General features: G+C 72.0%; 29 protein-coding genes. 10 read left to right on the forward strand and 19 right to left on the reverse strand.

Going from position 1 to position 24828, the window contains the following annotated elements:
* Positions 1–65: 65 nt before the first annotated feature.
* The 3 genes from ACZ7IF_RS10535 to ACZ7IF_RS10545 form a co-directional block, all read right to left on the reverse strand.
* A complete protein-coding gene (locus tag ACZ7IF_RS10535; RefSeq protein ID WP_470966360.1) occupies positions 66–1529 on the reverse strand; it encodes an FAD-dependent monooxygenase in 1464 nt (487 codons plus the stop codon).
* Between the two features lie 152 nt (positions 1530–1681).
* A complete protein-coding gene (locus ACZ7IF_RS10540) occupies positions 1682–2524 on the reverse strand; it encodes a patatin-like phospholipase family protein (RefSeq protein WP_470966366.1) in 843 nt (280 codons plus the stop codon).
* A 34-nt stretch (positions 2525–2558) separates the two neighbouring features.
* Positions 2559–3431, reverse strand: a complete 873-nt coding sequence (locus tag ACZ7IF_RS10545; RefSeq protein ID WP_470966372.1) for a helix-turn-helix domain-containing protein — start codon at positions 3429–3431, stop codon at positions 2559–2561.
* A gap of 317 nt (positions 3432–3748) precedes the next feature.
* Between ACZ7IF_RS10545 and ACZ7IF_RS10550 the strand changes: the two genes are divergently transcribed.
* From ACZ7IF_RS10550 to ACZ7IF_RS10565, 4 genes are all read left to right on the forward strand, one after another.
* A complete protein-coding gene (locus ACZ7IF_RS10550; protein ID WP_470966377.1) occupies positions 3749–4060 on the forward strand; it encodes a hypothetical protein in 312 nt (103 codons plus the stop codon).
* A gap of 241 nt (positions 4061–4301) precedes the next feature.
* Positions 4302–4409 carry a DUF397 domain-containing protein gene (locus ACZ7IF_RS10555; protein WP_470966383.1) on the forward strand — a complete coding sequence of 36 codons (108 nt, stop codon included), beginning with the start codon at positions 4302–4304 and terminating at the stop codon, positions 4407–4409.
* 42 nt (positions 4410–4451) lie between these two features.
* Entirely contained in the window at positions 4452–6407 is a 1956-nt protein-coding gene (locus tag ACZ7IF_RS10560) for a WD40 repeat domain-containing serine/threonine protein kinase (RefSeq protein WP_470966389.1), read from the forward strand.
* 19 nt (positions 6408–6426) lie between these two features.
* Positions 6427–6729, forward strand: coding sequence for a hypothetical protein (locus ACZ7IF_RS10565; protein ID WP_470966395.1), 303 nt, complete (start codon positions 6427–6429; stop codon positions 6727–6729).
* A gap of 539 nt (positions 6730–7268) precedes the next feature.
* On the opposite strand, the gene ACZ7IF_RS10570 is transcribed toward ACZ7IF_RS10565, so the two are convergent.
* On the reverse strand, positions 7269–8492 hold the full coding sequence (locus ACZ7IF_RS10570; RefSeq protein WP_470966400.1) for a glycosyltransferase: 1224 nt from the start codon (positions 8490–8492) through the stop codon (positions 7269–7271).
* Positions 8493–8678: 186 nt separating this feature from the next.
* Here ACZ7IF_RS10570 and ACZ7IF_RS10575 point away from each other — a divergent pair, with 186 nt between their 5' ends.
* Positions 8679–9113 carry a VOC family protein gene (locus tag ACZ7IF_RS10575; RefSeq protein WP_470966407.1) on the forward strand — a complete coding sequence of 145 codons (435 nt, stop codon included), beginning with the start codon at positions 8679–8681 and terminating at the stop codon, positions 9111–9113.
* A 68-nt stretch (positions 9114–9181) separates the two neighbouring features.
* Here ACZ7IF_RS10575 and ACZ7IF_RS10580 read toward each other — a convergent pair whose 3' ends face one another.
* The 5 genes from ACZ7IF_RS10580 to ACZ7IF_RS10600 form a co-directional block, all read right to left on the reverse strand.
* Complete coding sequence (locus tag ACZ7IF_RS10580) at positions 9182–10495, reverse strand: dicarboxylate/amino acid:cation symporter (protein WP_470966410.1); 1314 nt, start codon at positions 10493–10495, stop codon at positions 9182–9184.
* 410 nt (positions 10496–10905) lie between these two features.
* Entirely contained in the window at positions 10906–11172 is a 267-nt protein-coding gene (locus ACZ7IF_RS10585; RefSeq protein WP_470966800.1) for a DUF4229 domain-containing protein, read from the reverse strand.
* A 118-nt stretch (positions 11173–11290) separates the two neighbouring features.
* Positions 11291–11815: a GNAT family N-acetyltransferase gene (locus ACZ7IF_RS10590; protein WP_470966415.1), complete on the reverse strand. Its 525-nt coding sequence runs from the start codon at positions 11813–11815 to the stop codon at positions 11291–11293.
* 130 nt (positions 11816–11945) lie between these two features.
* Entirely contained in the window at positions 11946–13109 is a 1164-nt protein-coding gene (gene mqnE, locus ACZ7IF_RS10595) for an aminofutalosine synthase MqnE (RefSeq protein WP_470966422.1), read from the reverse strand.
* A gap of 62 nt (positions 13110–13171) precedes the next feature.
* Positions 13172–13627: an Lrp/AsnC family transcriptional regulator gene (locus ACZ7IF_RS10600; protein ID WP_362063736.1), complete on the reverse strand. Its 456-nt coding sequence runs from the start codon at positions 13625–13627 to the stop codon at positions 13172–13174.
* Between the two features lie 121 nt (positions 13628–13748).
* Here ACZ7IF_RS10600 and ACZ7IF_RS10605 point away from each other — a divergent pair, with 121 nt between their 5' ends.
* Positions 13749–13883 carry a hypothetical protein gene (locus ACZ7IF_RS10605; RefSeq protein WP_470966431.1) on the forward strand — a complete coding sequence of 45 codons (135 nt, stop codon included), beginning with the start codon at positions 13749–13751 and terminating at the stop codon, positions 13881–13883.
* Positions 13884–13888: 5 nt separating this feature from the next.
* Here ACZ7IF_RS10605 and ACZ7IF_RS10610 read toward each other — a convergent pair whose 3' ends face one another.
* On the reverse strand, positions 13889–14560 hold the full coding sequence (locus ACZ7IF_RS10610) for a UbiX family flavin prenyltransferase (protein ID WP_470966437.1): 672 nt from the start codon (positions 14558–14560) through the stop codon (positions 13889–13891).
* A gap of 89 nt (positions 14561–14649) precedes the next feature.
* Here ACZ7IF_RS10610 and ACZ7IF_RS10615 point away from each other — a divergent pair, with 89 nt between their 5' ends.
* Entirely contained in the window at positions 14650–15261 is a 612-nt protein-coding gene (locus ACZ7IF_RS10615) for a rhomboid family intramembrane serine protease (protein ID WP_470966443.1), read from the forward strand.
* Here the strand turns inward: ACZ7IF_RS10615 and ACZ7IF_RS10620 are convergent.
* From ACZ7IF_RS10620 to ACZ7IF_RS10635, 4 genes are read right to left on the reverse strand one after another with little or no spacing between them, the layout of a single operon-like run.
* Entirely contained in the window at positions 15254–15841 is a 588-nt protein-coding gene (locus ACZ7IF_RS10620) for a Uma2 family endonuclease (protein ID WP_470966448.1), read from the reverse strand. The two genes, ACZ7IF_RS10615 and ACZ7IF_RS10620, sit on opposite strands and share 8 nt — an antisense overlap.
* Before the next feature lie 26 nt (positions 15842–15867).
* Positions 15868–16791 carry a menaquinone biosynthesis prenyltransferase MqnP gene (gene mqnP, locus ACZ7IF_RS10625; RefSeq protein ID WP_470966455.1) on the reverse strand — a complete coding sequence of 308 codons (924 nt, stop codon included), beginning with the start codon at positions 16789–16791 and terminating at the stop codon, positions 15868–15870.
* Entirely contained in the window at positions 16788–17261 is a 474-nt protein-coding gene (locus ACZ7IF_RS10630) for a hypothetical protein (protein ID WP_470966460.1), read from the reverse strand. The genes mqnP and ACZ7IF_RS10630 overlap by 4 nt, the downstream gene beginning before the upstream one ends.
* Positions 17258–18715 carry a menaquinone biosynthesis decarboxylase gene (locus tag ACZ7IF_RS10635; RefSeq protein WP_470966464.1) on the reverse strand — a complete coding sequence of 486 codons (1458 nt, stop codon included), beginning with the start codon at positions 18713–18715 and terminating at the stop codon, positions 17258–17260. Before ACZ7IF_RS10635 ends, ACZ7IF_RS10630 begins: the two co-directional genes overlap by 4 nt.
* Positions 18716–18805: 90 nt before the next feature.
* Here ACZ7IF_RS10635 and ACZ7IF_RS10640 point away from each other — a divergent pair, with 90 nt between their 5' ends.
* Complete coding sequence (locus tag ACZ7IF_RS10640) at positions 18806–19150, forward strand: PLD nuclease N-terminal domain-containing protein (RefSeq protein ID WP_470966469.1); 345 nt, start codon at positions 18806–18808, stop codon at positions 19148–19150.
* Positions 19151–19172: 22 nt separating this feature from the next.
* Here ACZ7IF_RS10640 and ACZ7IF_RS10645 read toward each other — a convergent pair whose 3' ends face one another.
* Positions 19173–19538 (reverse strand): cupin domain-containing protein, encoded by a 366-nt coding sequence (locus ACZ7IF_RS10645; protein ID WP_470966473.1) that lies wholly within the window; start codon positions 19536–19538, stop codon positions 19173–19175.
* 104 nt (positions 19539–19642) lie between these two features.
* Between ACZ7IF_RS10645 and ACZ7IF_RS10650 the strand changes: the two genes are divergently transcribed.
* On the forward strand, positions 19643–20119 hold the full coding sequence (locus ACZ7IF_RS10650) for a MarR family winged helix-turn-helix transcriptional regulator (RefSeq protein WP_470966478.1): 477 nt from the start codon (positions 19643–19645) through the stop codon (positions 20117–20119).
* A gap of 70 nt (positions 20120–20189) precedes the next feature.
* Positions 20190–20735 carry a hypothetical protein gene (locus ACZ7IF_RS10655; RefSeq protein WP_470966481.1) on the forward strand — a complete coding sequence of 182 codons (546 nt, stop codon included), beginning with the start codon at positions 20190–20192 and terminating at the stop codon, positions 20733–20735.
* Here the strand turns inward: ACZ7IF_RS10655 and ACZ7IF_RS10660 are convergent.
* From ACZ7IF_RS10660 to ACZ7IF_RS10675, 4 genes are read right to left on the reverse strand one after another with little or no spacing between them, the layout of a single operon-like run.
* Positions 20711–21214: an SRPBCC domain-containing protein gene (locus tag ACZ7IF_RS10660; protein WP_470966486.1), complete on the reverse strand. Its 504-nt coding sequence runs from the start codon at positions 21212–21214 to the stop codon at positions 20711–20713. The genes ACZ7IF_RS10655 and ACZ7IF_RS10660 overlap by 25 nt on opposite strands.
* 25 nt (positions 21215–21239) lie before the next feature.
* Positions 21240–22331, reverse strand: a complete 1092-nt coding sequence (gene ccsB, locus ACZ7IF_RS10665; protein WP_470966491.1) for a c-type cytochrome biogenesis protein CcsB — start codon at positions 22329–22331, stop codon at positions 21240–21242.
* Complete coding sequence (gene resB / locus ACZ7IF_RS10670) at positions 22328–24034, reverse strand: cytochrome c biogenesis protein ResB (RefSeq protein ID WP_470966496.1); 1707 nt, start codon at positions 24032–24034, stop codon at positions 22328–22330. Before resB ends, ccsB begins: the two co-directional genes overlap by 4 nt.
* A gap of 13 nt (positions 24035–24047) precedes the next feature.
* Entirely contained in the window at positions 24048–24824 is a 777-nt protein-coding gene (locus ACZ7IF_RS10675; protein ID WP_470966499.1) for a cytochrome c biogenesis CcdA family protein, read from the reverse strand.
* Between the last annotated feature and the right edge of the window lie 4 nt (positions 24825–24828).

A 24828-nucleotide genomic window follows, 5' to 3' on the forward strand; every position in this document is an offset into this window, starting at 1 on the left:
GATGCGGGCCCGGCCGGCCACGCCCGGGACGGCACCCCCGTCCGCGCGCCGCCCCGGGCGGGCGGTCAGCCGGCGGCGCCGAACCACCTGGGCAGGCGGTCGAGGAGTTCCCGCCGGTCCTGGCCCGCCCAGGCCACGTAGCCGTCCGGGCGCAGCAGCACCGAGGGCGCGTCCGGCTCCCCGCCGGTGTCCACGACGTGGTCGACCCGGTCCTCCCAGCCCGCCACCGACAGCAGCCCGCCGGTCCGGTCGAGGAGCAGGCCCCGGCCTGCGTGCATCAGCTCGTAGAGCCGCCCCGTCTTCAGCGTGACGTCCCGCATCCGGCGGCCGAGCAGCTCGTGGCCCTCGCCGAGGTCGTAGCGGACGCCGACGGCGGAGGTCAGCTCGGTCACGTACCGGTTGACCTCCTCGAAGTCCAGCAGCTTCGAGAACAGCTCCCGCAGCGCCACCGCCCCGGCGGTGTTCTCCAGCAGCGCGGTCTGCGCACGGGTGTTGGCGATGACGCCCGCGCCCACCGGGTGCCGTTCGGCCTCGTACGTGTCGAGCAGGCCGGCCGGGGCCCAGCCGTTGACCTCGGCGGCGAGCTTCCAGCCGAGGTTGAACGCGTCCTGGACGCCGAGGCTGAGGCCCTGGCCGCCCGTCGGCGGGTGGATGTGCGCCGCGTCGCCGGCCAGCAGCACCCGGCCGGCCCGGTAGCGCTCGGCCTGCCGGGTGGCGTCCCCGACCCGGGACAGCCAGCGCGGCGAGTGCGCCCCGAAGTCGGTGCCCGCGTGGGCCCGCAGCCGCTCCTTGACCTCGTCGAGGGTCGTCTCGGCCGTACGGTCCTCCGCCACCCCGTCGGCGGGCACGATGACCCGGTACACGCCCTCCCCCATGGGGATGGTGCCGAACCGGACGTGGACCTTGCGCACCTCGGCCGTGACGGCGGCCACCGTCGCCGCGTCCTCGGCCAACTCCATGTCGCCCAGCAGCGTTTCGACCTTGGCCGGCTCCCCCGGGAAGCCGACGCCGAGCAGCTTGCGCACCGTGCTGCGGCCCCCGTCGCAGCCGACGAGGTAACGCGCCCGCAGCCGCGTGCCGTCGGCCAGCTCGACGTCCACCCCGTCCGCGTCCTGGCCCAGCCCGACGACCTCGCAGCCGCGCCGGACCTCGGCGCCCAGCTCCACGGCCCGCTCGGTCAGCAGCCGTTCGGTGACGGTCTGCGGAGTGGCGAGGCCGTACGGGTGCGCGGTGTCCATCAGCTCCGGACGCAGCTTGAGCAGCCCGCCGAAGTCGGCGGTCCGGTACGGCTCGCCGACCGCGAGGAACCGGTCCAGCAGCCCCCGCTGGTCCAGCATCTCGACGCTGCGCACCTGCATCCCGCGCCCGCGGGACTGCCCGGCCGGCTCGGTGAGCCTTTCGAGCACGACCGTCCGCACCCCGGCGAGGCGCAGCTCTGCGGCCAGCATCAGGCCGGTCGGCCCGCCGCCTGCGATGACCACGTCGATGGCGTCGATCGTCTTCAACTTCTCCCCGTTTCCCCAGGTCATGGCTACGAGTGAGGATTCTGGACCATGACCGGGGCCTTGCGGCAAGACCCCCCGTGGGCTATAAGTTGATCATGGCGAGGAGCGCTCGAACTCCTCGCCATCGGTGTTTCCCGGGCCGGGGGTCTTCCCCTGGACGGACACGTCCCGCCGGCTCATTCCGCGCCGGTGCCCCAAGCTCCGGCCAACTGCGCCCGCGCGGCGTCGGCCTGCCGTCGCCCGGCCCGGAACGCGGGTACCCACGCCGACAGGTTCGACGGGTCCGTACCGAGTGCCACGGCCGAGGCCTCGTCGGGGAACAGCGACACCAGCGTCTCCGCGCCGATCGCGTCCGATGCTTCCGGCCCGGGAGCCTGACGCGCCATCGGCTCCACGACGACCACCGTACGCGCACCTGCGGCGAGGTCCAGGTTGGTGCCTGCCCGCAGCGCCCCGTCGATGTAGTGGCACCCGCCGATCGGGACGGGAGGCGCCGCGCCGGGGAACGCGCTGGAGGCCGCGACGGCAGCCGCCAGCGGGACTCCGCTGTCGCGGTCCCAGACCACCGGCACACCGCTTCCCGCCTCCACGGCAGGGATGAGCAGGCGGCGCCCGGCCGGCCAGGCGTCCGTGCCGACGAGCCGGCGTCGCGACGCGACCAGGGCCCGCACGGCCTCCGGGTCGGTCGCGTCGAGGGCGATCCGCCCGACCCGGCTTCGGGCTTCCTCCGGCGGCAGGCCGGCACCGAGGACCGCGAAGACCTCGCTCATGAGCTGCGGGTCGGCCTGCGGCGGCCCGGAACCTTCGCCGCCGCCGACGCCGAGGTCGGCGAAGTACGCGAGGTCCTGGCCGCTGAGCAACGCGGCGCCCACGATCGCACCGGCCGAGGTGCCGACGACCAGATCCGCCGTGCCCAGGTCGACGCCGAGGCCGCGCAGGCCGTGGGCGAGTCCGGCCATCCAGGCGGTGCCGACGGGCCCGCCCGGCCCGAGCACGAGCACGCTGTCCGATGAATACATCGTTCCCCCATCCGTTGCCGTGGCGGTCTCCACCCTAGGCAGCGGTCAGGGCCGGTTCGGGCGGGCACTCGCGGCAGCGGCCCGGTTCGGGGGCGCGGAAGGCCCGGTCGCAGCCGTCGCAGTTCTGCATCGGGTCCGGCTGCCGGGCGGCCTGCCCGGTGGGCGGCGGCGTGACCGGCATGTGCGGCGGGATCCCCTCGCGCAGCCGGTACCCGATCAGCGCCGCCGGACTGCGCAGGCCGGGGGGCAGGTCCCGGGCCAGCACGTGCCGTACGGCCTCAGGCTCGGCCCCCCGGTCCAGCCAGGCGGCCACCCCGGGCGCGAGCCGCCGCACGTCCCGCTCGGCCAGCAGCAGCCGGGGGTCGTCCCCGCGCAGCCGGACGAGCAGGTCGACGGCGTCCTGCCGGGCCGCTGCCTCCGGCGGGGGCGCCGGTGCGGGTGCCGGTGCCTTCGGCTCGGGGGCGGGCTCGGGCTCCGGGTCCGGGTCCGGCTCGGGGGCCCGGTCGCCCGGCGGCGGGGGATCGTCCTGCGGCGGGACGGTGCCGCGCGGGCGGTTGTAGGACACCGTCCGGGTGACGAGCTTGCCCTCGGGGGTCCGTACGCGGCTCCGCTCCAGGTATCCGGCCGCCTCCAGCTCCCGCAGCGCGGCGGCGATGCGGACCTCCCCCTCCGGGAAGCGGGCGGCGAGCTCCTTGATGCCGATCCTGGTCCTGGCGGGCAGCGACTGGATGTAGACCGCGAGGCCGATGGCCACCAGCGACAGGGCCCGGTGCTGGGCGAGGTGGTTGCCGACCACCACGTAGTGCTCGGTGTGCCGCACGTTGACGTGGATGACACCTGATGGGATGGTCCCGCCTCGAACGCAGGACGACGTGCGCGGACGCACGTTAGGCTTCTTGAAAGCCATCTGGAAGGTGCTTTCTTCCTAGTTGGTCAGGCCCTCGCCCGGGATGCCAGTCCCGGCGGGGGCCGTCTCAGGTCTGTTGTTGTGGGGCGAGCATATGCCCGGCAACCACCCCGAAATCCAGCCGAGTTGGCACGGTTCACCCGAGTGAGTGAGCGGGGAGCCGGAGGGGTGGTTGGGTGGATTTACCTCCGTACTTGAGTGGTTGTGTCGAGGGTCGCCGGGTCCCGGCGGCCCGCGTCCCGGATGAGTACGCGGACCGGCGGACCCTGAGTACCCGGGCGCAGGCGCACCGCCCCCGCAGCCGCTTGGCTGGGCCCATGCACGACACCCTGAACCCCGCGTCCCCCGCGTCCGGCAAGGCACTGGCGTGGTCCACGGCCCTGGCGTTGTCCCTGGTCCCCGTGGCGTTCCTCTTCGGGGCCCTGGCCGGGATGGCCGAGCAGGTCCACCCCGAGACCGTGGCGGTCGTCAAGGTGTTCTGGTTCGCTTCCTGGACGGCCACCCCGCTGCTCGCCCTCACCGGCTGGCTGCTCCGCCGACGCCCCGCCCTGGCCGCTGCCGGACGCTGGGCGGGCTGGATCGCGGTGGTCCCGCCTCCGGTCACGACCCTGCTGGCGTGCCAGCTGTAGGCAGGTCCACCTCCGCCCACACCGCCTTGCGCGGCGCCGGCCCCTGCTCCACCCCCCACCGGTCGGCCAGCGCCTCCACCACCGCCAGCCCCCGGCCCCCTTCCGCGCTGGGGTCCGCGTCCCGGAGGATCGGGATCCGGTCCCGGCAGGTGTCCACCACCTCGATCCGCAGCGCCCCGCCGGCACCAGGCTGAGCACCACCAGGAAGTCCCGCCCGGGCACCCGCCCGTGGGTCACGGCGTTGGCCGCCACCCCCTCCACGATCCACATCCGCGGCTCCAAGGACACCGCCCTCCCCCACCTCACCTTCGGTCCTTCCGCCTGGGCGGGGTTCGTTGCGGCACAATGACCCCTTGCACGCGCAGTAGTTGACAGGGGTGCAGGGGGCGGAATGCAGCCGGGGGAGCAGCTGACCGGGCGGTACCGGCTGGACGGGCAGCTCGGGCACGGCGGCATGGGCGAGGTGTGGCTTGCGTACGACACCGAGCTCGGCCGGGCCGTGGCGGTGAAGGTGCTGCTGAAGTTCGACGCGTCGGAGGAACTCCTCGGCCGCTTCCGCCGCGAGGCCGCCATCGGGGCGCGGCTCCAGCACCCCGGCATCACCGTCGTCCACGACATCGGCCACCACGACGACCGGCTCTTCATCGTGATGGAGCTGCTGGAGGGGCGGGACCTCTCGGACCTCCTGGCCGACTCGCCCGCCGGCGGCCTCCCCCTCCCCCAGGTGCTCGACCTCGCCCTCCAGACGGCCGAGGCCCTCTCCGCCGCGCACGCGCAGACAGTCGTGCACCGGGACCTCAAGCCCGGGAACCTCTTCCTCCTCGCCGACGGCCGGGTCAAGATCTGCGACTTCGGCATCGCCCGCACCGCCGACGCGACGGGCGGTCTGACCGCCACAGGACGCGTCTTCGGCACACCGCCCTACATGGCCCCCGAACAGTGGCGGAGCGAACAGGTCGACGGGCGCTGCGACGTGTACGCCCTGGGGTGCGTGCTGTACGCGCTGCTGACCGGCGCGCCGCCGTTCTCCGGGACCGACCAGGCCTGGGTGCTGATGCGGATGCACCTGGAGGAGGCGCCTCCGGCCCTGGACTCCGTACGGGCGGACCTGCCGCCCGCGCTCGTGGAGCTGGTGGCGTCGATGCTGGCCAAGGAGCCGGCCGACCGGCCCGACGCCCCGGCCGTCGCCGAGCGGCTGCGCGCGCTGCTGCTGCGGCCTGCCGTGCGCGACGTGCCCACCATGGACCTGACCGGGCGCACCGGCACCGGCACCGCCACCGCCACCGACCCGGGCCCGAGCCGCCGGAACGTGCTGCTCGGCCTCGGCGGGCTCGGGGTGCTGGCGGGGGCCGGCGGCGGGACGTACGCCGTGTGGCGGCTGACCGGCGACAAGAACGACGGCGGCAAGAAGAACGGCGGCGGGGGTTCCGACGGAGGGACCGACGCGACCGGCAGCCCCGGCACCGCCGGGGTACGCACGGTGCAGGAGATCAAGAAGCACGCCGGCTCGGTGGATTCGGTGGCGATCAGCCCGGACAGCAGGTTCCTCGTCAGCGGCGGCAACGACCGCAGCGTCCAGCTGTACAACTTCGCCGGCGGGGGCAGCATCACCCTCTCCCCGAACCACGACGCGGCCGTGACCTGCGTGTCCTACAGCCCCGACGGCAAGCTCCTCGTCGGCGGGAGCGACAAGGCCCTCCGCCTGCACGACGTCTACAGCCTGGAGCCCCTCGGCATCCTGGCGGGACACACGGGGCTGGTCCGCGCGGTGGCGTTCAGCCCGGACAGCAAGACCCTGGCCAGCGGGGCCGATGACGGCACCATCCGCCTCTGGGACGTGGTCACCCGCTCCACCACCGCCGTGGCCACCCTCACCGGGCACACCAAACCCGTGCTGTCACTGGCGTTCGCTCCCGACGGCACCCTCGCCAGCGGCAGCGCCGACGGCGCCGTCCGCCTCTGGGACCCGGCGAACCACACCTCCACCGCCACGCTCACCGGCCACGCCAAGGCCGTCTCCTCGGTGGCGTTCAGCCCCGACGGGAAGACCCTCGCCAGCGGCAGCGCCGACGGCACCGTCCGGCTGTGGGACCCGGCCGCCCGCACCGGCACCGGCCTGCCGGGCCACAACAGCAGCGTCCGGTCGGTGGCGTTCAGCCCCGACGGTCAGACCATCGCGAGCGGCGGCGGCCGTACCATCCGGCTGTGGGACGTCCCGTCCCGCGAGCACCGCGCGACGCTCAACGGACACACCGCTGCCGTGACCTCGGTCGCGTTCAGCCCCGACGGCAAGACCCTCGTCAGCGCGAGCGAGGACGCCGGCATCCGGGTGTGGAAGCGGTCCTGACGGCGGCGAAGATGGCCGGATGACGTCCATAGACCGGCCCGAGGACCAGGGGTGCCTGCGCTGGGTGCTCGCCCTGCCGCTGGCCCTCATCTACGTGCCCGCCGCCTTCTTCCTCTACGGCTCGCTGGTGTTGCAGCCGGACCACCCGTACGACCCGATGCGCGACGACGCGCGCGTCAACGCCGTGCTCTCGGTCGGACTGTGGTTCCTCGGGCTGCTCCTGACCGCCGTCCCCGTCTTCCACCGCAACCTCGGGCGGTGGTGGTACGCCGTGCCGTTCCTGCTGGCGGCGGTGGCCTACTGGCGGTGGCTGACGGTCTGACACCCCCTAGGGCTGCGGCTTGGAACGGCGGCGCTTGCCCGTGCCCACGAGCAGACCCGCCCCCAGGGTGAGCGCCGCGCCGCCGAGGCCGAGCAGGCGGCCGGTGGTGGCGGTGTCCGCGCCCGTCTCGGCCAGTCGGCCACCGGCGCCGGTGATGTCCTGCCGGGGTGCGGAAGCCTGAACGGTGCCGTCGCTTCCGGTACCGGGGTCGGCTTCCTCGCCGCCGGGCCCGGAGCCGTCTTCGTGGCCGGGCTCCTGGCTTCCGCCACCGGGCTCCTCGCCACCGCCACCGGCTCACCCCCGTCGGACGGAGCCTCCGGCCCGGCCCCGGTCTCGGTCTCCGGCCCTTCCTCGGCCCCGCCCTCGTCCGCGGGGGAGTTGACGTCTCCACGGCCTCCCGGTCCGGCGCGACGGCGCCCGCATCGGTCCGCTCGCTCGCCGTCGCCGGTGCGGCCCCGATGAGCACCGGGGCCATCGCTGCGGCGGTCGCGATCGAGGCCATCTGCTTCAGGCCCCACTGATGAACCTACAAGTCGGACTTATCCCTTGGTCAGTCCGGCCAGCAGCTTCGCCGCCACCGCCGCCCCGTCCGTGTCGAACGCGGCGGCGACCGCGGCCGCCCGGGCGGCGGTCTCCGGGGTCAGGGCGGTCTCCAGCGCGGCCGACAGGGACTCCACGGTCGGGGTCGGGCCGTCGTGGGCCGCGCCGATGCCGAGCCCGGCCACGCGGGAGGCGAAGTACGGCTGGTCCGCCGCCTGCGGGACGATCACCTGCGGCGCGCCGGAACGGGTGGCGGTGGTCGTGGTGCCCGCGCCGCCGTGGTGGACGACGGCGGCGACCCGGGGGAACAGCGCCTGGTGGTTGGCCTCGCCGACGACGAAGCAGTCGGCGGCGGCGTCGGTCAGGGCCAGGTCGGCCCAGCCCCGGGAGAGCAGTACGCGGCGGCCCTGCGCGCGGACGGCCTCCACGACCACCCGGGCGAGCCCGGCCGGATCGGCCATGGGGATGCTGCCGAAGCCGACGTACACCGGCGGTTCGCCGGCGTCGAGGAACTCCACCAGGTCGGCCGGCAGCGGCCGCTCGTCCGGCAGTACCCACGCACCGGTCTGCACGACCTCCAGCCCGGCCGGCCGCACCCACGGGGCGAGGACCGGGTCGGTGGCCAGCCAGGGGCGGTCGGTGAAGACGTGGTCGCGGAGGTCGTCGACCGCCGGCAGCCCGACCGACTCCCGGAAGGCGTTGACCGCGTCGCCGAAGACGTCCTGCGCGTCGCGGGCGTCCCGCTCCCACAGCACCTCGTTGTCGGTGATCTCCGGCGGCAGCGGCCGGCCCGGACGCGGGATCGGCGGGTGGTGCGGGGAGGGCAGGCTGACGGGCTGGTAGCTGGCGTACACGTACGGGACGCCCAGCTTCTCGGCGGCCGCCTTCACCCCGGCGACGGCCGGCACCAGGCCGGTCGCGAGCAGTACGTCGCAGCCGTCGGCCGCCGCCCGCGTCACGCTCTCGTAGAACGCGGCGACCAGCTCGGCCGCCCGCTTCGGGATGCCTCCCGGCGACGGCGGCACCTTGCCGGTCACCAGGTCGCGCACCGACGCGCCGGTCGGGACCATCTCCACGCCGACCCCGGCGAGCCGCCCGGCGAACTCCTCGTCCGGCGGCGCGCACACCAGCACCTCGGCCCCCAGCTCCCGCAACCGCACCGCGAGCCCCACGAGCGGCTCGACGCCCCCGCGCGAATCGTAGGCAGACAGCACTACACGCATTCCGTACTCCCAATCCCCCTGTTACCGGCTCAGGTTGGAGAGTCTGCACCACACTGGTGATCTTGTGGCAAGCCCCCTGGTGCGCTATACGTTGGGAGTGGAAAGGCGCGGGCCCGGCCCCCTTTCCCTCCACCCCTGTCATCCGCGGCGACCCGGCGGGGCAGGTTTCGAGCCTTCGGAGGCGGCATGGCCAAGGAAATCCAGGTTACGTACGACTGCGCCGACCCCGGCGCGCTGGCGGCCTTCTGGGCCGAGGTGCTGGGCTACCGCGTCCAGCCGCCGCCGGAGGGCTTCGCGGACTGGCCGGCCGCGCTGACGGCGTGGGGCGTGCCGCCCGAGCAGCACAACAGCCGGTCGGCGATCACAGACCCGGACGGCAAGGGCCCGCGGATCTTCTTCCAGCAGATCCCGGAGGGCAAGACGGTGAAGAACCGCCTGCACCTGGACGTCCGCTCGGCCCCGGGCCTGAAGGGCACGGAGCGGATGGACGCGCTGGAGGTGGAGGCCGCCAGGCTGGAGGCCCTGGGCGCCGAGCGCCTGTACCGCCTCGAACCGGACGGCATCGACGAGGGCATCATCGTGCTGGCCGACCCCGAGGGCAACGAGTTCTGCCTGGACTGACGCACGTACGCCGCAGCCCCCGCCCGGGATCCCGGGCGGGGGCTGCGGCGTATGCCGTGGGGCCGTGATCAGGCGGCGACGGGGACCGGCGCGGCGGCCTTCTCGTCCAGCGGGGAGGACGAGGCGGCGGCGTAGGCCTCCTTGTCGAGGATCCCCTCACGGGCGGAGACGATCACGGGTACGACCGCCTGGCCGGCGACGTTCGTGGCCGTGCGCATCATGTCCAGGATCGGGTCGATCGCCATCAGCAGGCCGACGCCGGCGAGCGGGAGGCCCAGGGTGGAGAGGGTCAGGGTGAGCATCACGGTCGCGCCGGTCAGGCCGGCCGTGGCGGCGGAGCCGACCACCGAGACGAACGCGATGAGCAGGTACTCCTTGATGCCGAGCTGCACGTCGAAGATGTTCGCGATGAAGATCGCGGCGAGCGCCGGGTAGATCGCGGCGCAGCCGTCCATCTTGGTGGTGGCGCCGAACGGGACGGCGAAGGAGGCGTACTCCTTCGGGACGCCGAGGCGCTCGGTGACCTTCTGGGTGACCGGCATGGTGCCGACCGAGGAGCGGGAGACGAAGGCCAGCTGGATCGCGGGCCAGGCGCCCTTGAAGAACTGGACCGGGTTGACCTTGGCGACGGTCCACAGCAGCAGCGGGTAGACGCCGAACATGACGAGCGCCGAGCCGATGTAGATGTCGGCGGTGAAGGTGGCGTACTTGCCGATGAGGTCCCAGCCGTAGCTGGCGATGGCGGTGCCGATGAGGCCGACGGTGCCGATCGGGGCGAGGCGGATGACCCACCACAGGGCCTTCTGGAGGAGCTCCAGGACGGACTCGGCGAGGTTCAGGACGGGCTGGGCCTTGGCGCCGAGCTGGAGGGCGGCGATGCCGGCGACGGCGGCGAGGAAGACGATCTGGAGGACGTTCAGCTCGGTGAACGGGGTGACGATGTCCTTCGGCACGATGCCGGTCAGGAAGTCGATCCAGGAGCCGTGCCGCTTGGGCTCCTTGCCGTCGGCCGGGGTGAGGCCGGTGCCGGCGCCCGGGTCGGTCAGCAGGCCGATCGCGAGGCCGATGCCCACCGCGATCAGCGAGGTGATCATGAACCAGAGCAGGGTGCGGGAGGCGAGCCGGGCGGCGTTGTTCACCTTCCGGAGATTGGTGATGGACACCAGGATCGCGAAGAAGACGAGCGGGGCGACGGCCAGCTTGAGGAGCTGGATGAATGTGTCGCCGACCTGCTCCAGGGTGGTCTTCAGCCAGCTGACGTCCTGGCTGCGGGCTATCCAGCCGAAGAGGACGCCGAGCACGAGACCGGTGACGATCTGGGCCCAGAACGGGAACGTGAAGGAGGCCTTGGCGGGAGCCTGGGCCTGGGGGGACGCGGACACGGCATTCTCCGGGGGACGCGCGGACGTACGGCGGAAGGTTTCTGCAAGGGGTGCGGTACGGCGGCAGCCGGAAAGGGGCCGGGCCGGCCGGGGACCGCTGCTGGGCGGCCGGGCTTCAGCGGCGACAGCAACAGGCCGCGGACACGCGGCGGCAGAAGTCGACGTGCAGGCGCGCCACGAGCGGGACGCTCGGGCTCATCGGGTGCGCTGCTGCGGTCAACATGTTGAACACGCTAACACTTCGGCTTTGAGAATCTCAAAGAGATGCTTTGAGCACGGACCGCGCGGCGGTGGATGCGCCGGGCGCGCGGACCCCCGGAAACGCCGAAGCCCCAGCGTGGCGGGGGGTGTTCCCGGCGCTGGGGCGTATCGGTGGGCGGAGCGGCCGCGGGGCGGCTGTGAGGAAGGACTCAGGCGCGCGCGGCGTCGTCGGCCGCGTCCTCCTGGCTGCGGTTCGCGGCGAGCTTCTCCTTCGCACCCGCGACGCGGCCGGAGATCTGCTCGGACATCTCGTCGCGCTGCTTGCGCAGCAGGACGAAGGACAGCGGGGCGGAGAGCACCAGCGCGAGGAGCACGACCCAGGCGAAGTTGGCGTCACCCAGCCCGGCGGGCACCCAGCCCACGTTGACCAGGACGGCGACGAGCACCAGGCACCCGACGAAGATGCCCAGGCGCATCGCGGTGTAGCGGATCGTCGCGCTCGGCTTGAGGGCCACGGTGACCCCTCCCTCTCTTCTACGTCGGCACGTGCCCGTCCAGTGAAGCACGCCGGGCCCCCGCTGCGGCCCGGTGGGGTCAGTGCAGGGGCAGCAGCATCGTGATGTCGTCGCGGTCGTCGCCGGGGGCCACGCGGATGGCGCCGGGCACCCGGCCGACTTCCTTGTAGCCGCACGCCGCGTAGAAGTGCTCCAGTCCGGCCCCGCCGCGGCACTCCAGGCGGATGGCCTCGATGCCCTCCAGCGAGCGCGCCGCGTCGGCGAGGGCGGCCATCAGCTCCCGCCCGGCGCCGCGGCCCTGGAGGGCGGGGCCGACCATGACCGTGTACGCCCAGACCCAGTGCTTCCGCAACGGGTGCGCCTCGAAGGCGAGGAAGGCGACGGCCCGCACCGCGCCCTCCGCGTCCTGCCCGACCAGCAGCCGGTGGCGGCCCTCGGCCAGCGCGACGAGGTGCTTGACCAGCGCGGGCCGTATGTCGTCGACGGTGACGGGCGGGACGAAGCCGACCGCGCCGCCGGCGTTGGTGACCTCGGTCCACAGCTGTGCGATGCCGTCGCGCAGGGCGGGGTCGACGACCGGATCGAAGGTGAAGGTAAGGGTCATGGAGCGAGAGTATCTATTACCAATTCGCCGGGCAACGGGTTTCCGGGGCCCGGCCCCGGACACGGAGGAGCCCCGGACCGTCGGGGACGGTCCGGGGCTCCTTCCGGCGGAAGCGGCGCTCCGTCAGGCGTCAGACGCGCATCGCCTGCGGGGTCTCGCGCAGGGAGGCGTCCGGGCCCGGGTACTCGCGGATGACCTCGTAGCGGGTGTTGCGCTCGACCGGGCGGAAGCCGGCCTCGCGGATGAGCTCCAGGAGGTCGTCACGGCCCAGCTTGTTCGGGGTGCCGTAGTTGTCCGCGTCGTGCGTGATCTTGTACTCGACCACCGAGCCGTCCATGTCGTCCGCGCCGTGCTGGAGCGCGAGCTGGGCGGTCTGCACGCCGTGCATCACCCAGAAGACCTTGACGTGCGGCACGTTGTCGAAGAGCAGGCGGGAGACCGCGAAGGTCTTCAGCGCCTCGGCACCCGTGGCCATCGTCGTGCGCGCCTGGAGCCGGTTGCGGACCTTGCCGTCCTTCATGTCCACGAAGTCGTGCTGGTAGCGCAGCGGGATGAAGACCTGGAAGCCGCCGGTCTCGTCCTGGAGCTCGCGCAGCCGCAGTACGTGGTCCACCCGGTGGCGCGGCTCCTCGATGTGCCCGTAGAGCATCGTCGCCGGGGTCTTGAGGCCCTTCTCGTGCGCCAGGCGGTGGATGCGCGACCAGTCCTCCCAGTGGGTGTCGTGGTCGACGATGTGCTGACGGACCTCCCAGTCGAAGATCTCCGCGCCGCCGCCGGTGAGCGATTCGAGGCCGGCCTCGATCAGCTCGTCGAGGATCTCGGAGGCCGTGAGGCCGGAGATCGTCTCGAAGTGGTGGATCTCGGTGGCCGTGAACGCCTTCAGCGAGACGTTGGGAAGCGCCTCCTTGAGGGCGGACAGCGAACGCGGGTAGTACCGCCACGGGAGGGTGGGGTGCAGCCCGTTGACGATGTGCAGCTCGGTGAGGTTCTCGTTCTCCATGGCCTTGGCCAGGCGGACGGCTTCCTCGATGCGCATCGTGTACGCGTCCTTCTCGCCCGGCTTGCGCTGGAACGAGCAGTAGGCGCAGGAGGCGGTGCACACGTTCGTCATGTTGAGGTGGCGGTTGACGTTGAAGTGGACCACGTCGCCGTTCTTGCGCATCCGCACCTCGTGGGCGAGGCCGCCCAGCCAGGCCAGGTCGTCCGACTCGTAGAGGGCGATGCCGTCCTCACGCGTCAGCCGCTCGCCGGAGCGGACCTTCTCCTCCAGCTCGCGCTTGAGCCCCGCGTCCATTCCGGTGTCTCCTCTGCCTGTCCCTGTCCAGTACCTGTCTGCAACCGCCACCCACCGTACTCTCAGGCGTCCTCGGGCAGCTCGCCGACCCGGTTCTCCCACTTGGTGGAGAGCACGATCGTGGTGCGGGTGCGGGAGACGCCCTTGGTGCCGGAGAGCTTCCGGATGATCTTCTCCAGGCCGTCGACGTCCCCGGCGCGCACCTTGAGCATGTACGAGTCGTCGCCGGCGATGAACCAGCAGTCCTCGATCTCCTGGAAGTCGCGCAGCCGGCGCGCCACGTCCTCGTGGTCGGCGGCGTCGGAGAGGGAGATGCCGATCAGCGCGGTGACGCCGAGGCCGAGCTCGGCGGCGGCGACCGTCGCACGGTAGCCGGTGATCACGCCGGCCGTCTCCAGCCGGTTGATGCGGTCGGTGACGCTGGGGCCGGAGAGGCCCACGAGACGGCCCAGCTCCGCGTACGAGGCGCGGCCGTTCTCCCGAAGCGCCTGGATGAGCTGCCTGTCCACCGTGTCCATTACGTGGAGCCTTCCATTATTCGGCGATCCTGCAAGTTTAGGTATAGAATCAAAGGCACACAGGGTCAACACCCTGTGAATCTTTCAACAGATCAATGACGATCTTCAGGAGTGGTTCACCGTGTACACGATCGAGGCGGCCTACGCGCACATGCGACAGCTCCAGGAGCTGGCCAACCGATCCCGCACCGACCAGCCCACCGCCGCCCACCGCGTCGACAAGACCCGTCGCCCGGGCAGCCCCAAGAAGCGCTAGCGCCACTACTCACGGGGGCGGGCGCTGCCAAGCTCCCCCTCCCAACGGCGGTACAGCCCGTGCGGCACACCTGCCGCGTCGAGCACCCGCCCCGCGACGAAGTCCACCAGGTCCTGGATGTGCGTCGCGCCCGCGTAGAACGCCGGAGAGGCGGGCAGCACCACAGCGCCCGCCTCGTCCAGCGCCACCAGATGCTTCAGCGTCTGCCCGTTCAGCGGGGTCTCCCGCACCGCGACCACCAGCCTGCGCCGCTCCTTGAGCGTCACGCTCGCGACGCGCTGGAGCAGGTCCTTCGACAGCCCGAGCGCCACACCCGCCACACAGGCGGTGGAAGCCGGGACGATCAGCATCCCCTTCACCGGGTACGAACCCGAACTCGGCCCGGCCGCCAGGTCCCCGGCACCCCAGTACCGCACCCCGTCGAGGTCGAACCCCGCGAAGGTCCCCGGCTTGCCGTCCGCGCCGCGGCCCAGCCACTCCCCCAGGTCCGCGCGCCAGTGCGCGTCCCGGAAGGCGATCCCGGTCTCGTCCAGCAGGGTGAGCCGCGAGGCCCGGCTGACCACCAGGTCCACACTCTCGCCCGCCGCCAGCAGCCCCCGTACCACCGCCGCCGCGTACGGCGTCCCGGACGCCCCGGAAACCCCGACCACCCACGGGGTGCGCTTGCCGTCAGTCATACCTCCGAGACTATCCGGCCACGGCGCGCGGGCACTCGGTAAGGTGTCCGCACGTCCCAGGGGGTGGGACGGCACGAGGGGGAACCACCATGAGCACGACCGCCGCCGAGCCGGCCTGGAGCCGGACGGACCGCGCCAAGGCCGCCGCGCAGCTGATGCTGGGCTGGGTGGCCCTGCTGTGGCTGATCGAGGCGGTCGACTACGCCACCGGGCACTCCCTCGACCAGTACGGGATCGTGGGCCGCGACCCCGACACCCTCACGGGCGTCCTCACCGGATCCTTCCTGCACTACGGCTTCGACCACGTGGCCTCCAACAGCGTCCCCCTGCTGGTCCTCGGCTTCATCACCGCCGTGTCCGGGATCCGGCGCTTCCTGGCGGTGTCCGTGCTGATCCTGCTGGCGGACGGCATCGGCACCTGGCTGATCGCCCCGTCGGACGCCATGACCCTGGGCGCCTCGGGCGTCGTCTACGGCCTCTTCGGCTACGTGGTGGTGCGCGGCTTCGTCGAGCGCAAGGTGCCGGGCATCCTGGTGGGCGTGGCCGTCGCCGCGTACTGGGGCGGCGGCTTCTTCCTCGGCCTGCTGCCGCTGGACCCCACGATCAGCTGGCAGGGCCACCTGTGCGGCCTGGCGGGCGGCGTGCTGACGGCCCTCTGCTACGGCCGCCCGGCGCCGCCGCGGCCGGCGCTGCTCAGCTGACGGCCGAACCGGGGTCCACGGGGAGGCCCGAGGTGTCGACGGTCAACTTGCCGATGCCGGTCTCCACCACGACCGCGTCGCCGTACGGGATCACGTCACGGCCGCGGTACCCGTCGGGGCCGGGGTTCCAGAGGGTGACGCAGTGCGCCTTGTACGGGTCGAAGATCAGGTAGTGCGGGATCCCGCGCCGGGCGTGGGCCCGGTCCTTGACCTCGTAGTCGTTGCGGACGCTGCTGGGGGAGATGACCTCGACGGCCAACTCGATCAGGTCGGGCGGGTAGGCGCTGAGGTTCCTGTCCGCCTCCACCGCCGGCAGCACCGCGAGGTCCGGGCAGAACTCGTTGTCGCCGTCGAACGGCACCGCGACGTCACTGATGAACCCCCAGTCCGCCGACAACTGGGCCTCCAGCGAGTTCCACAGCAACCGAATGGTCCTCGCGTGGTGTGCCTTCAGCGGACTCGTCACGATGGCGCCCTCGACAATCTCCATCCGGTAGCCCGGGAACATGTCCTCGAACCGGCTGAGCTGTGAGTGCAGGCGGTCGCTCTCCGAGACGGTCACGTCGGCCTCCCTGCCCATGCACTCGATGGTAGGCCGCACCGTAGCTAGACCGTCAGACCCCGCACCACCAGATCGGCCAGCGCGCACACGAACAGGGCGATGCCGATGAAGCCGTTGACCGTGAAGAACGCGCGGTTCAGGCGGGACAGGTCGTGCGGCTTGACGATGGTGTGCTCGTAGAGGAACGCCGCAGCGACGACCAGCAGGCCCAGCCAGAGGAAGACGCCGCCGTCGGTGAGGACGGCGTACCAGGCCAGCAGGGCCGTGGTGACCACGTGGCAGCCGCGGGCGCCCCAGAGCGCGCCCGGGACGCCGAAGCGGGCCGGGACCGACTTGACGCCGTCCGCGCGGTCGGAGTCCACGTCCTGGCAGGCGTAGATCAGGTCGAAGCCGCCGATCCAGACGCCGATGGCGAGACCGAGGACCACCGCCTCCCAGGACCACTCCCCCGTGACGGCCAGCCAGGCGCCGACCGGCCCCATGGCCTGGGCCAGTCCGAGGATGGCCTGCGGGAAGTTCGTGAACCGCTTGCCGTACGGGTAGACCACCATCGGGATGACGGCGACCGGCGCCAGCGCCAGGCACAGCGGGTTCAGCAGGGCCGCGGCGCCGAGGAAGACCACCAGCGCGATGCCCGCGCCGGTCCAGGCGGACCGCACCGAGACCGCGCCCGTGACGAGCTCGCGCCCGGCGGTGCGCGGGTTGCGGGCGTCGATCTCCCGGTCGATGATCCGGTTGGCGGCCATCGCGAAGGTGCGCAGGCCCACCATGCAGACGGTGACGAGCAGCAGCTCGGTCCAGTGCATGCGCCCGTCGACCCGGTACATGGCCGTCAGCGCGGCGATGTACGCGAAGGGCAGCGCGAAGACCGAGTGCTCGATCATCACGAGCCGCAGGAAGGCCTTCACCTTGCCGGTGGCCTGTGGCGCGGGGCCGGGTCCCGGGAGGGCTTCGGCGGCGGAGGTCATGCCAGGCTCCTGCGGAATTCTTCGAGGTCGGCGCGGAGGGTGTCCACGGCCTCCGGGGTGATGTCCAGGATGAGCGGGGGAACCTCCTCGCCCTCCGGCGGGGTGATCCGGGCCAGGAAGGCGCAGTCGTCGCCGGCCGGGCGGCCCTCCAGGCTCAGCACGGGGCCGGCCTCGACGGTGAACGGATCGGCTTCGGCGAAGGACAGCTCGGCGAGCAGGCGTTCGGCGAAGTCGTCGGCGTCCGCGTCCCGCAGCCCGGGCAGTTCGAAGCCTCCGCCGCCGTCCTCCTCGTCCCACATCAGCGCCCAGACGCCGCCGGGACCGACGAACTCCTCGGGGCTGACGCCCGCCTCCTCGGCGGCCTCGCGGACCTCCGGGTCGGCCGGGTCGAGTTCCGGGCGCACGAGGGCCACGTACGTGGTGTCGTCGCCGATGAAGAGGGCGGGGCCGCCCATGCCGATGGGGCTCACAGGCCGTACTCCTTCCAGCGGCGGTCCACCAGGGCCGCCGTCGCCGGGTCGGACTCGACCATGTCGGGCCAGCCGCCGTCTCGGGTGTAGCCCTCCTCCGGCAGCTTCCTGGTCGCGTCGATGCCCGCCTTGCCGCCCCAGAACTGCTGGTAGGAGGCGTGGTCCAGGTGGTCCACCGGTCCCTCGACCACGGTCAGGTCGCGGGAGTAGTCGGTGTTGCCGAGGGCCCGCCAGGAGACCTCGTGCAGGTCGTGGACGTCGCAGTCCTTGTCGACCACGATGATCAGCTTGGTCAGCGACATCATGTGGGCGCCCCAGATGGCGTGCATGACCTTCTGGGCGTGCTTGGGGTACTTCTTGTCGATCGAGACGATCGCGCAGTTGTGGAAGCCGCCCGACTCGGGCAGGTGGTAGTCCACGATGTCCGGCACGATGATCTTGAGGAGCGGGAGGAAGAACCGCTCCGTGGCGCGGCCCAGCGGGCCGTCCTCCGTCGGCGGCCGGCCGACCACGATCGACTGGAGCAGCGGGCGCCGCCGCATCGTCACGCAGTCGATCTTCAGCGCGGGGAAGGGCTCCTGCGGGGTGTAGAAGCCGGTGTGGTCGCCGAAGGGGCCCTCGGGGAGCATCTCCCCGGGCTCCAGCCAGCCCTCGATGACGACCTCGGCGTTGGCCGGGACCTGGAGCGGGACCGTCTTGCAGTCGACCATCTCGATCCGCTTGCCCGCGACGAACCCGGCGAAGAGGTACTCGTCGATGTCGCCCGGCAGCGGCGCGGTGGAGGCGTAGGTGACGGCGGGCGGGCAGCCGAAGGCGATCGCGACCGGCAGCCGCTCGCCGCGCGCGGCGGCGACGGCGTAGTGGTTGCGGCTGTCCTTGTGGATCTGCCAGTGCATGCCGATCGTGCGCTTGTCGTGGCGCTGGAGGCGGTAGAGGCCGAGGTTGCGGACACCGGTCTCGGGGTGCTTGGTGTGGGTGAGGCCCAGGTTGAAGAAGGAGCCGCCGTCCTTGGGCCAGGTGAAGAGGGCCGGGAGCTGGTCGAGGTCGACGTCGTCGCCGGTGAGGACGACCTCCTGGACGGGCGCGGACTCGCCCTTCACCTTCTTCGGCGGTACGTGGACCATCGAGCCGAGCTTGCCGAAGGCCTCGCGGACGCCGATGAAGCCCTGGGGCAGCTCGGGCTTGAGCAGGCCGCCGATCTTCTCGCTGATCTCGCCGTACGACTTGAGGCCGAGGGCCTTCAGGAGGCGGCGGTCGGTACCGAAGACGTTCATGGCGAGCGGCATCGCCGAGCCCTTGACGTTCTCGAAGAGCAGGGCCGGGCCGCCGGCCTTGTTCACTCTGTCGACGATCTCCCCGACCTCGAGGTACGGGTCGACTTCGGCCTTGATGCGCTTGAGGTCGCCCTCCCGCTCCAGAGCCCGGAGCAGCGAGCGGAGATCGTCGTAAGCCATGGAGCCCAGTATCCGTCACCCCATACCCTGGAACCGTCACCGGGGCCCCGCGCGGGCCCGTCGTCACTTCCCGGGAGTCGGTCCCACACCGTGCTGCGCTATCTGCCGTTCCTGCTGATCCTGGCGCTGACCATCTACGCCTTCATCGACTGCCTGAACACCCCGGAGGAAGAGGTCAAGCACCTGCCGAAGACGGTCTGGGTGCTGATCATCCTGCTGTTCTCGATCGTCGGCCCGGTGGTGTGGCTCTTCGCGGGCCGCAAGCGCTCCGCGGTCGGCGGTGGCGGCGGTGGCGGTGGCCGGGCGCGCCGGCAGCAGTGGGTGGCGCCCGACGACAACCCGGAGTTCCTGAAGTCCCTGCGCGAGGAGCAGGAGAAGAAGGACAAGGACGGCGACAAGGACGAGCGGGGCAAGGACGAGCCCGGCAAGGACTAGGACCGGGCCCGCCCCGTGCGGGTCACCGCGCCCAGGGCAGGACGCGGGTGCCCTCGGTCCCGGGGACCGAGGCCACGCCGTCGGCGCGCATGACGACGTACGCCTCGAAGTCCTCGGGGGCGTGGATCCGCCGGAGGACGTCGGGCGGCAGGACGAGGGTCTGGCCGGCGGACACCTTCTCGGTGCGGCCGTCGCAGGTGACCTCCAGGGAGCCGGCGGTGAGCAGCCAGACCTGTTCGCGGCTGACGGCGTGCTCGGGACCGGTGGCTCCGGCGGGCATGTCGACGTGCCAGGTGGAGAGCTCGGAGCTGCCGCGGCTGGGGGCGGCGAGGCCGGTCATGGTGGCGTTGGGGGAGGCGGTGACGTTCTCGGAGGAAACGCTGATCACGTGCAAGTCGGGTCCTCTTCCGTTTCCGTGGAGTGCGTGGCGACAGATGCAAGTAAAGGCGCTTTACTCAAGTGAGTCAAGGGGCTTTACTCGCCTGTGCCACCATGGTCGTCGTGACTTCCAACGAAGAGAGTTCCGGCGTCGAGCTGACGTTCCTCCTCGGGATCGGCTTCCAGCTGATGCTCGGCGAGTTCACCCGGCGCCTCGCCGACGAGGGCTACGCGGACCTGCGCCCGCTGCACGGCATGGCCTTCCAGGCCCTGAAGGGCCCCGGCGCCACCGCCAGCGAGCTGGCCGAGCGGCTCGGGGTGACCAAACAGGCCGCCGGGCAGATCGTCGACGACCTGGAGAAGCGCGGCTACGTCCGGCGCGAGCCGCACCCGGGCGGCGGGCGCCGCAAGCTGGTCGTCCTGACCCCGGCCGCCGAACAGCACCTGGCCACCGCCGGACGCGTCCTGCACGGACTGGAGGCGGAGCTGGCCGAACGGGCCGACCTCGGCGCACTGCGCGGGGAGCTGGCGCGCGTCATCCGCGCACTGCACGGGGAGGAGGGGCTGCCGCCGCTGCGGCCCGTGTGGTGAGGGCGAGGCGTGACGAAAAGCGGCCGGAAAGATCATTGAACACGTTCAACACCGCTGGCAGAATCGGCCCATGCCACCGCCGCATACCCGGCCCGGGATCCGGATCCTCGACACGGTCCTGCGCAACCTGCTCGCGTACGGGGTGCTCACCTGCGCCCTGCTCGCCATGACGGGCGGCTGGGACCCGCAGCGCCACGAAGCGGGCCCGGTCCCCGCCGTGTACGACGCCGACATCTCCGAGATCGTCGGCACCTGGCGCTGCGTCGACGGCACCGAGGTGGTCTTCCGGGCCGACGGCAGCGCCGCCGTCACCCTCCTCGACGGCCAGGAGCGCGACTACGCCGCCGGCTGGCGGCTCTCGGGCCCCGGTTCCTGGCGGCTCACCGCCGAACAGCCCGCCGGCCGCACCCTCGGCCAGCACCTCCGGCTGCGGCTGCCCGCCCCGACCGCCACCGCCGGACGCGGCGGCGCCGGCCCCCCGGCGGGGGCGCCGCCGCGGTACGCGTGGACCTTCGAGCTGCGCCGCGACGAGCGCGGGGCGCTGGAGCTGTACTTCAGCTTCTTCCTCGGGACCGGCCCGGCGCGCGGCGCCTACGTCCTGGAGAAGGACGCGTAGGAGGCGCGCAGCTCCGCCCAGCGGGCGTCGGTCCAGGCCGCCCAGTCCGTCGGATGCCCGGCCAGGAAGGCCTCCAGCCGCTCGAAGTGGTCGTGCCAGCCGGCCAGGCAGTCCAGGCGCTCCTCCTCGGAGCCGCCCCGCTCGTTCAGGAAGCGGATCACCGTCGAGTCGGTGCCCACCGCCTCCAGGTGGAAGCGGATCCGCCCGTGCTCGGAGACCGTGTACTCGGCGACCCGCTCGGTGTCCCAGGCGGTGACCTGCCCGGACACGGTGGTGCCGGTGTTGAGCCAGCGCAGGGTGACGGCCCCGCCGAGCCGGCGTTCCAGCACGTCCGCCGCCGCCAGCCAGCCGAGCAGCCCCTCCGCCGTGGTCAGGGCGGGCCACAGGGCCTCGTACGCGTACGGCAGGTGCATCTCGAAGCGGATGGTCCAGCGGCCGGGGCCGCGCGGCTCGCTGGTGGCATGGCTCACAGGAGACATACCACCAGCGTCCCACTCCCCCGGGTCAGACGCCCGCGTACGAGTGCTTGCCGCTGAGCAGGATGTTCACGCCGTAGTAGTTCCAGATCCAGCAGGCGAAGGCGAAGAGCGCCAGGTAGGCGGCCTTGCGGCCCTTCCAGCCGGCCGTGGCCCGCGCGTGCAGGTAGCAGGCGTACGCCACCCAGGTGACGAAGGACCAGACCTCCTTGGGGTCCCAGCCCCAGTAGCGGCCCCACGCGTCGCCCGCCCAGATGGCGCCCGCGACGATGGTGAAGGTCCACAGCGGGAAGACGGCCGCGTTGATCCGGTACGAGAACTTGTCCAGCGAGGCCGCCGAGGGCAGCCGCTCCAGCACGGAGGTGCGGAACCGGCCCGGGGTGCGGCCCTGCTCCAGGTGGCTCTCGTAGCCGTCGCGGAACAGGTAGAGGACCGCGCCGGCCGCGCCGATGTAGAAGACCGCGCCGCAGAAGATGGCGGTGGAGACGTGGATCCACAGCCAGTACGAGTGCAGGGCCGGGACCAGCTGGTCGCTGTCGGTGTAGAGCCAGGTGGTGGCGATGCCGAGGTCCAGCAGGACCGTCGTGACCAGGATCAGGCCGAGCCAGCGGACGTTCTTCTTCAGCGCCAGGAGCAGCAGGTACGCGCCGACCGCGACCGTGGAGAAGGTCACCGAGAACTCGTACATGTTGCCCCAGGGGGCCCGCTCCACCGACATCGCGCGGGAGACCACGCCGGCCGCCTCGATGAGGAAGCCCAGCACGGTCAGCGAGACCGCGATCCGCCCGTACAGGTCGCCCTGCTCGGTGCCGCCGGCCGCGCCCGGGCCGTCCGGGACGTTCCGGGTGCCCGGCGCGGAGCGGGTGACGACCTCCGGCTTGTCGAGGACGGCCGTCCCCCCGCCCTTGGTGCGCACCTGGACGGCGGGAGCCGCGCCGGCCGCCGCCTTCGACGCCGTCAGCGCGGCGGCCGTACGGCCCACCTTGCTGCGGCTGCCGAAGACCCACTCGGTGATGTGCGCGAGGAAGGCGAGCGTGTAGACCGCCATCGACGCGTACACCAGCTTGTTGCTGAGATCGGCGAGGCTCTCGTTCGTCGCCGCCGCGAGCAGCGTCGTCATGCGCGCTCCCCTTCTTCTTCCTCTGTGGTTTCGGCTTGCGCCGGGCTCGGCGCCCGTTCGTACAGGGCGGCGCACAGCACCGACAGCTCCTCCGGCAGCTTCGCCGACTCGCTGCGGCCCAGGCCCGCCAGCTCCACGACGGTCAGGCCGTCCTTGCCCCTGACCGCGCGGACCCAGATCCGGCGGCGCTGGATGAACAGGGACCCGGCGAGACCGCCGATGGCGATGACCGCGCCGGCGAGGGCCAGTCCGTTGCCGGGCTGCTGGGTGACCGAGAAGGTGGCCCAGCGCTCGATGCCCTCGAACTTCACGGTGCCCGCGCCGTCGGGCAGGGTCATCGTCTCGCCCGGCAGCAGCCGCTGCTTGAAGAGCTGCCCCTCGGGGTTCTTGAACTCCTGCATCTTGGAGGTGTTCAGCTGGTACACGTTCTGCGGCAGGCCCGCGTCGACGCCGAGGCTGCCGTGGTAGGCGCTGAGGGCGAGCACGGGGAAGTCCAGGGCCGGGAACTGCGAGAGCATCGTGCCCTTGCCCTCGCCCGCGAAGGTCGGCACGAACATGGCGTTGAAGCCGAGCTGTTCCTTGTCGCCGTTCTTGTTGCGGTAGCCGTCCGGGACCTTGACCGCGCCCGAGGAGCTCAGGTTGGAGTCGAAGGGCAGCATCGGCACGGCGTCCTTGTAGATCACCTTGCCGGTGGGGTCGGTCACCGAGATGACCGGCGCGTAGCCGTGGCCCAGCAGGAAGATCTTGGAGCCGTCGATCTCCAGCGGCTTGTTGACCTCGATCTCGGCCTTCTTCGGCTCCCCGTGCGCGCCCTCGCTGTAGGTGACGTACGCCTTGAAGTCGCGCGGGGTGCCCTTCTGCGGGCCGGTCTTCTCGTAGGTCGCGTCGAACTTGTCCAGGGTGAACGAGAACGGCGGCAGGTTGTCGGAGGAGAAGAGGCTGCCGGACTTGAAGTCGTCGTACTGGGTGAGCGTGTTCGCGAAGCCCTTGCCGCGCAGGACGAGCTTGCCGCCCTCCGACTTGAAGAGCTGGCCGGCCGCGAAGGCCACGAGCATCACGATCAGGGCGACGTGGAAGGCCAGGTTCCCGGCCTCGCGCAGATAGCCCTTCTCGGCGGCGATGGCGTTGCCGATCGGGTGCGTGCGGAAGCGCCGCTTGTCGAGCAGGCGCCTCGCCTCGGAGAGCACCTCCGCCGGGGAAGCCTCGGTATGCCACTTCGCGTACGCCGGCAGCCGCTTCAGGCGGCGCGGCGCGGCCGGCGGGCGGCCGGTGAGCTGGCCGACGAACTGCCAGGTGCGCGGGACGATGCAGCCGATCAGCGACACGAAAAGCAGGATGTAGATCGCGGAGAACCACACCGAGCTGTAGACGTCGAAGAGCTGGAGCTTCTCGGCGACCGGCACCCAGAACTCGTGCTTGTCCTTCCACTCGGCGACCTTCATCGGGTCCACCTGCGTCTGGGGGACGAGGGAGCCCGGGATGGAGCCGAGGGAGAGCAGGAACAGCAGGATCAGCGCCACGCGCATGGAGGTGAGCTGGCGCCAGAACCAGCGGGCCCAGCCGGTCACCCCGATGCCGACGGGGGCGGCCGCGCTCTCCTCGACGGGTGCCGTGGAGAGGTGGGCCCCGGCGGCGGCGTCGGTGACGGCGTCCGTGTCCTTGTCCGTGGGCGCCTCTGCGGGCGCCTTGTCGGTCGTACTCATGTCCGTGTAGTCCTCAGATCCCCACCGTGAAGCTTTGGGTCCAGCTCTGCATCTCGTTCACGATGCCGGTCCACATCCCCGTGACGAGCAGCAGGCCGGTCAGGATCAGCATGCCGCCGCCGATCCGCATCACCCATGCATAGTGCTTCTTCACCCAGCCGAAAGCGCCGAGCGCCTTGCGGAAGGCGATCGCGGCGAGGATGAAGGGCAGGCCGAGGCCGAAGCAGTAGACGGCCGTCAGGAGGGCGCCGCGCCCGGCGGTGGCCTGGTCGATGGAGAGCGTGTTGACGGCGGCGAGGGTGGGTCCCATGCAGGGGGTCCAGCCGACGCCGAAGAGCACGCCGAGCACGGGGGCGCCGATCAGGCCGGCCGTCGGCTTCTTGTGGAAGCGGAACTCCCGCATGGTCAGGCCGGGGATCGCGCCCATGAAGAAGAGGCCGAGGAGGATCACCACGCCGCCCAGGACCCGGGTGATGATCTCCTTGTTCTCGCCCTGGAAGACGTCGCCGAACTGGCCGAAGAGCGCGCCGGTCGAGACGAACACGGCGGTGAAGCCGAGGACGAACAGGCTCGCACCGGCCAGCATCCGGCCGCGCCGGGCCTCGGCGAGGTCGGCACCGCTGACGCCGGTGACGTAGGAGAGGTAGCCGGGGACGAGCGGGAGCACGCAGGGCGAGAAGAACGAGATCAGCCCGGCGAACAGGGCGATCGGCAGGGCCAGCAGCAGCGCGCCGTTCAGGACCGTGGTGTTCGCGCCGGTCTCGGCGGCCAGCAGGAGGTGCGGGGTCACCAGG

This window comes from Streptomyces sp. NPDC037421, from assembly GCF_055602105.1.

Excerpts from the sequence above, each read along its gene's own strand:
- ACZ7IF_RS10535 (WP_470966360.1), bottom strand. The coding sequence starts at position 1,529 with ATGACCTGGGGAAACGGGGAGAAGTTGAAGACGATCGACGCCATCGAC.
- ACZ7IF_RS10540 (WP_470966366.1), bottom strand. The coding sequence starts at position 2,524 with ATGTATTCATCGGACAGCGTGCTCGTGCTCGGGCCGGGCGGGCCCGTC.
- ACZ7IF_RS10545 (WP_470966372.1), bottom strand. The coding sequence starts at position 3,431 with ATGGCTTTCAAGAAGCCTAACGTGCGTCCGCGCACGTCGTCCTGCGTT.
- ACZ7IF_RS10550 (WP_470966377.1), top strand. The coding sequence starts at position 3,749 with ATGCACGACACCCTGAACCCCGCGTCCCCCGCGTCCGGCAAGGCACTG.
- ACZ7IF_RS10560 (WP_470966389.1), top strand. The coding sequence starts at position 4,452 with ATGCAGCCGGGGGAGCAGCTGACCGGGCGGTACCGGCTGGACGGGCAG.
- ACZ7IF_RS10565 (WP_470966395.1), top strand. The coding sequence starts at position 6,427 with ATGACGTCCATAGACCGGCCCGAGGACCAGGGGTGCCTGCGCTGGGTG.
- ACZ7IF_RS10570 (WP_470966400.1), bottom strand. The coding sequence starts at position 8,492 with ATGCGTGTAGTGCTGTCTGCCTACGATTCGCGCGGGGGCGTCGAGCCG.
- ACZ7IF_RS10575 (WP_470966407.1), top strand. The coding sequence starts at position 8,679 with ATGGCCAAGGAAATCCAGGTTACGTACGACTGCGCCGACCCCGGCGCG.
- ACZ7IF_RS10585 (WP_470966800.1), bottom strand. The coding sequence starts at position 11,172 with ATGCGCCTGGGCATCTTCGTCGGGTGCCTGGTGCTCGTCGCCGTCCTG.
- ACZ7IF_RS10590 (WP_470966415.1), bottom strand. The coding sequence starts at position 11,815 with ATGACCCTTACCTTCACCTTCGATCCGGTCGTCGACCCCGCCCTGCGC.
- mqnE (WP_470966422.1), bottom strand. The coding sequence starts at position 13,109 with ATGGACGCGGGGCTCAAGCGCGAGCTGGAGGAGAAGGTCCGCTCCGGC.
- ACZ7IF_RS10600 (WP_362063736.1), bottom strand. The coding sequence starts at position 13,627 with ATGGACACGGTGGACAGGCAGCTCATCCAGGCGCTTCGGGAGAACGGC.
- ACZ7IF_RS10610 (WP_470966437.1), bottom strand. The coding sequence starts at position 14,560 with ATGACTGACGGCAAGCGCACCCCGTGGGTGGTCGGGGTTTCCGGGGCG.
- ACZ7IF_RS10615 (WP_470966443.1), top strand. The coding sequence starts at position 14,650 with ATGAGCACGACCGCCGCCGAGCCGGCCTGGAGCCGGACGGACCGCGCC.
- ACZ7IF_RS10620 (WP_470966448.1), bottom strand. The coding sequence starts at position 15,841 with ATGGGCAGGGAGGCCGACGTGACCGTCTCGGAGAGCGACCGCCTGCAC.
- mqnP (WP_470966455.1), bottom strand. The coding sequence starts at position 16,791 with ATGACCTCCGCCGCCGAAGCCCTCCCGGGACCCGGCCCCGCGCCACAG.
- ACZ7IF_RS10635 (WP_470966464.1), bottom strand. The coding sequence starts at position 18,715 with ATGGCTTACGACGATCTCCGCTCGCTGCTCCGGGCTCTGGAGCGGGAG.
- ACZ7IF_RS10650 (WP_470966478.1), top strand. The coding sequence starts at position 19,643 with ATGGTCGTCGTGACTTCCAACGAAGAGAGTTCCGGCGTCGAGCTGACG.
- ACZ7IF_RS10655 (WP_470966481.1), top strand. The coding sequence starts at position 20,190 with ATGCCACCGCCGCATACCCGGCCCGGGATCCGGATCCTCGACACGGTC.
- ACZ7IF_RS10660 (WP_470966486.1), bottom strand. The coding sequence starts at position 21,214 with ATGTCTCCTGTGAGCCATGCCACCAGCGAGCCGCGCGGCCCCGGCCGC.
- ccsB (WP_470966491.1), bottom strand. The coding sequence starts at position 22,331 with ATGACGACGCTGCTCGCGGCGGCGACGAACGAGAGCCTCGCCGATCTC.
- resB (WP_470966496.1), bottom strand. The coding sequence starts at position 24,034 with ATGAGTACGACCGACAAGGCGCCCGCAGAGGCGCCCACGGACAAGGAC.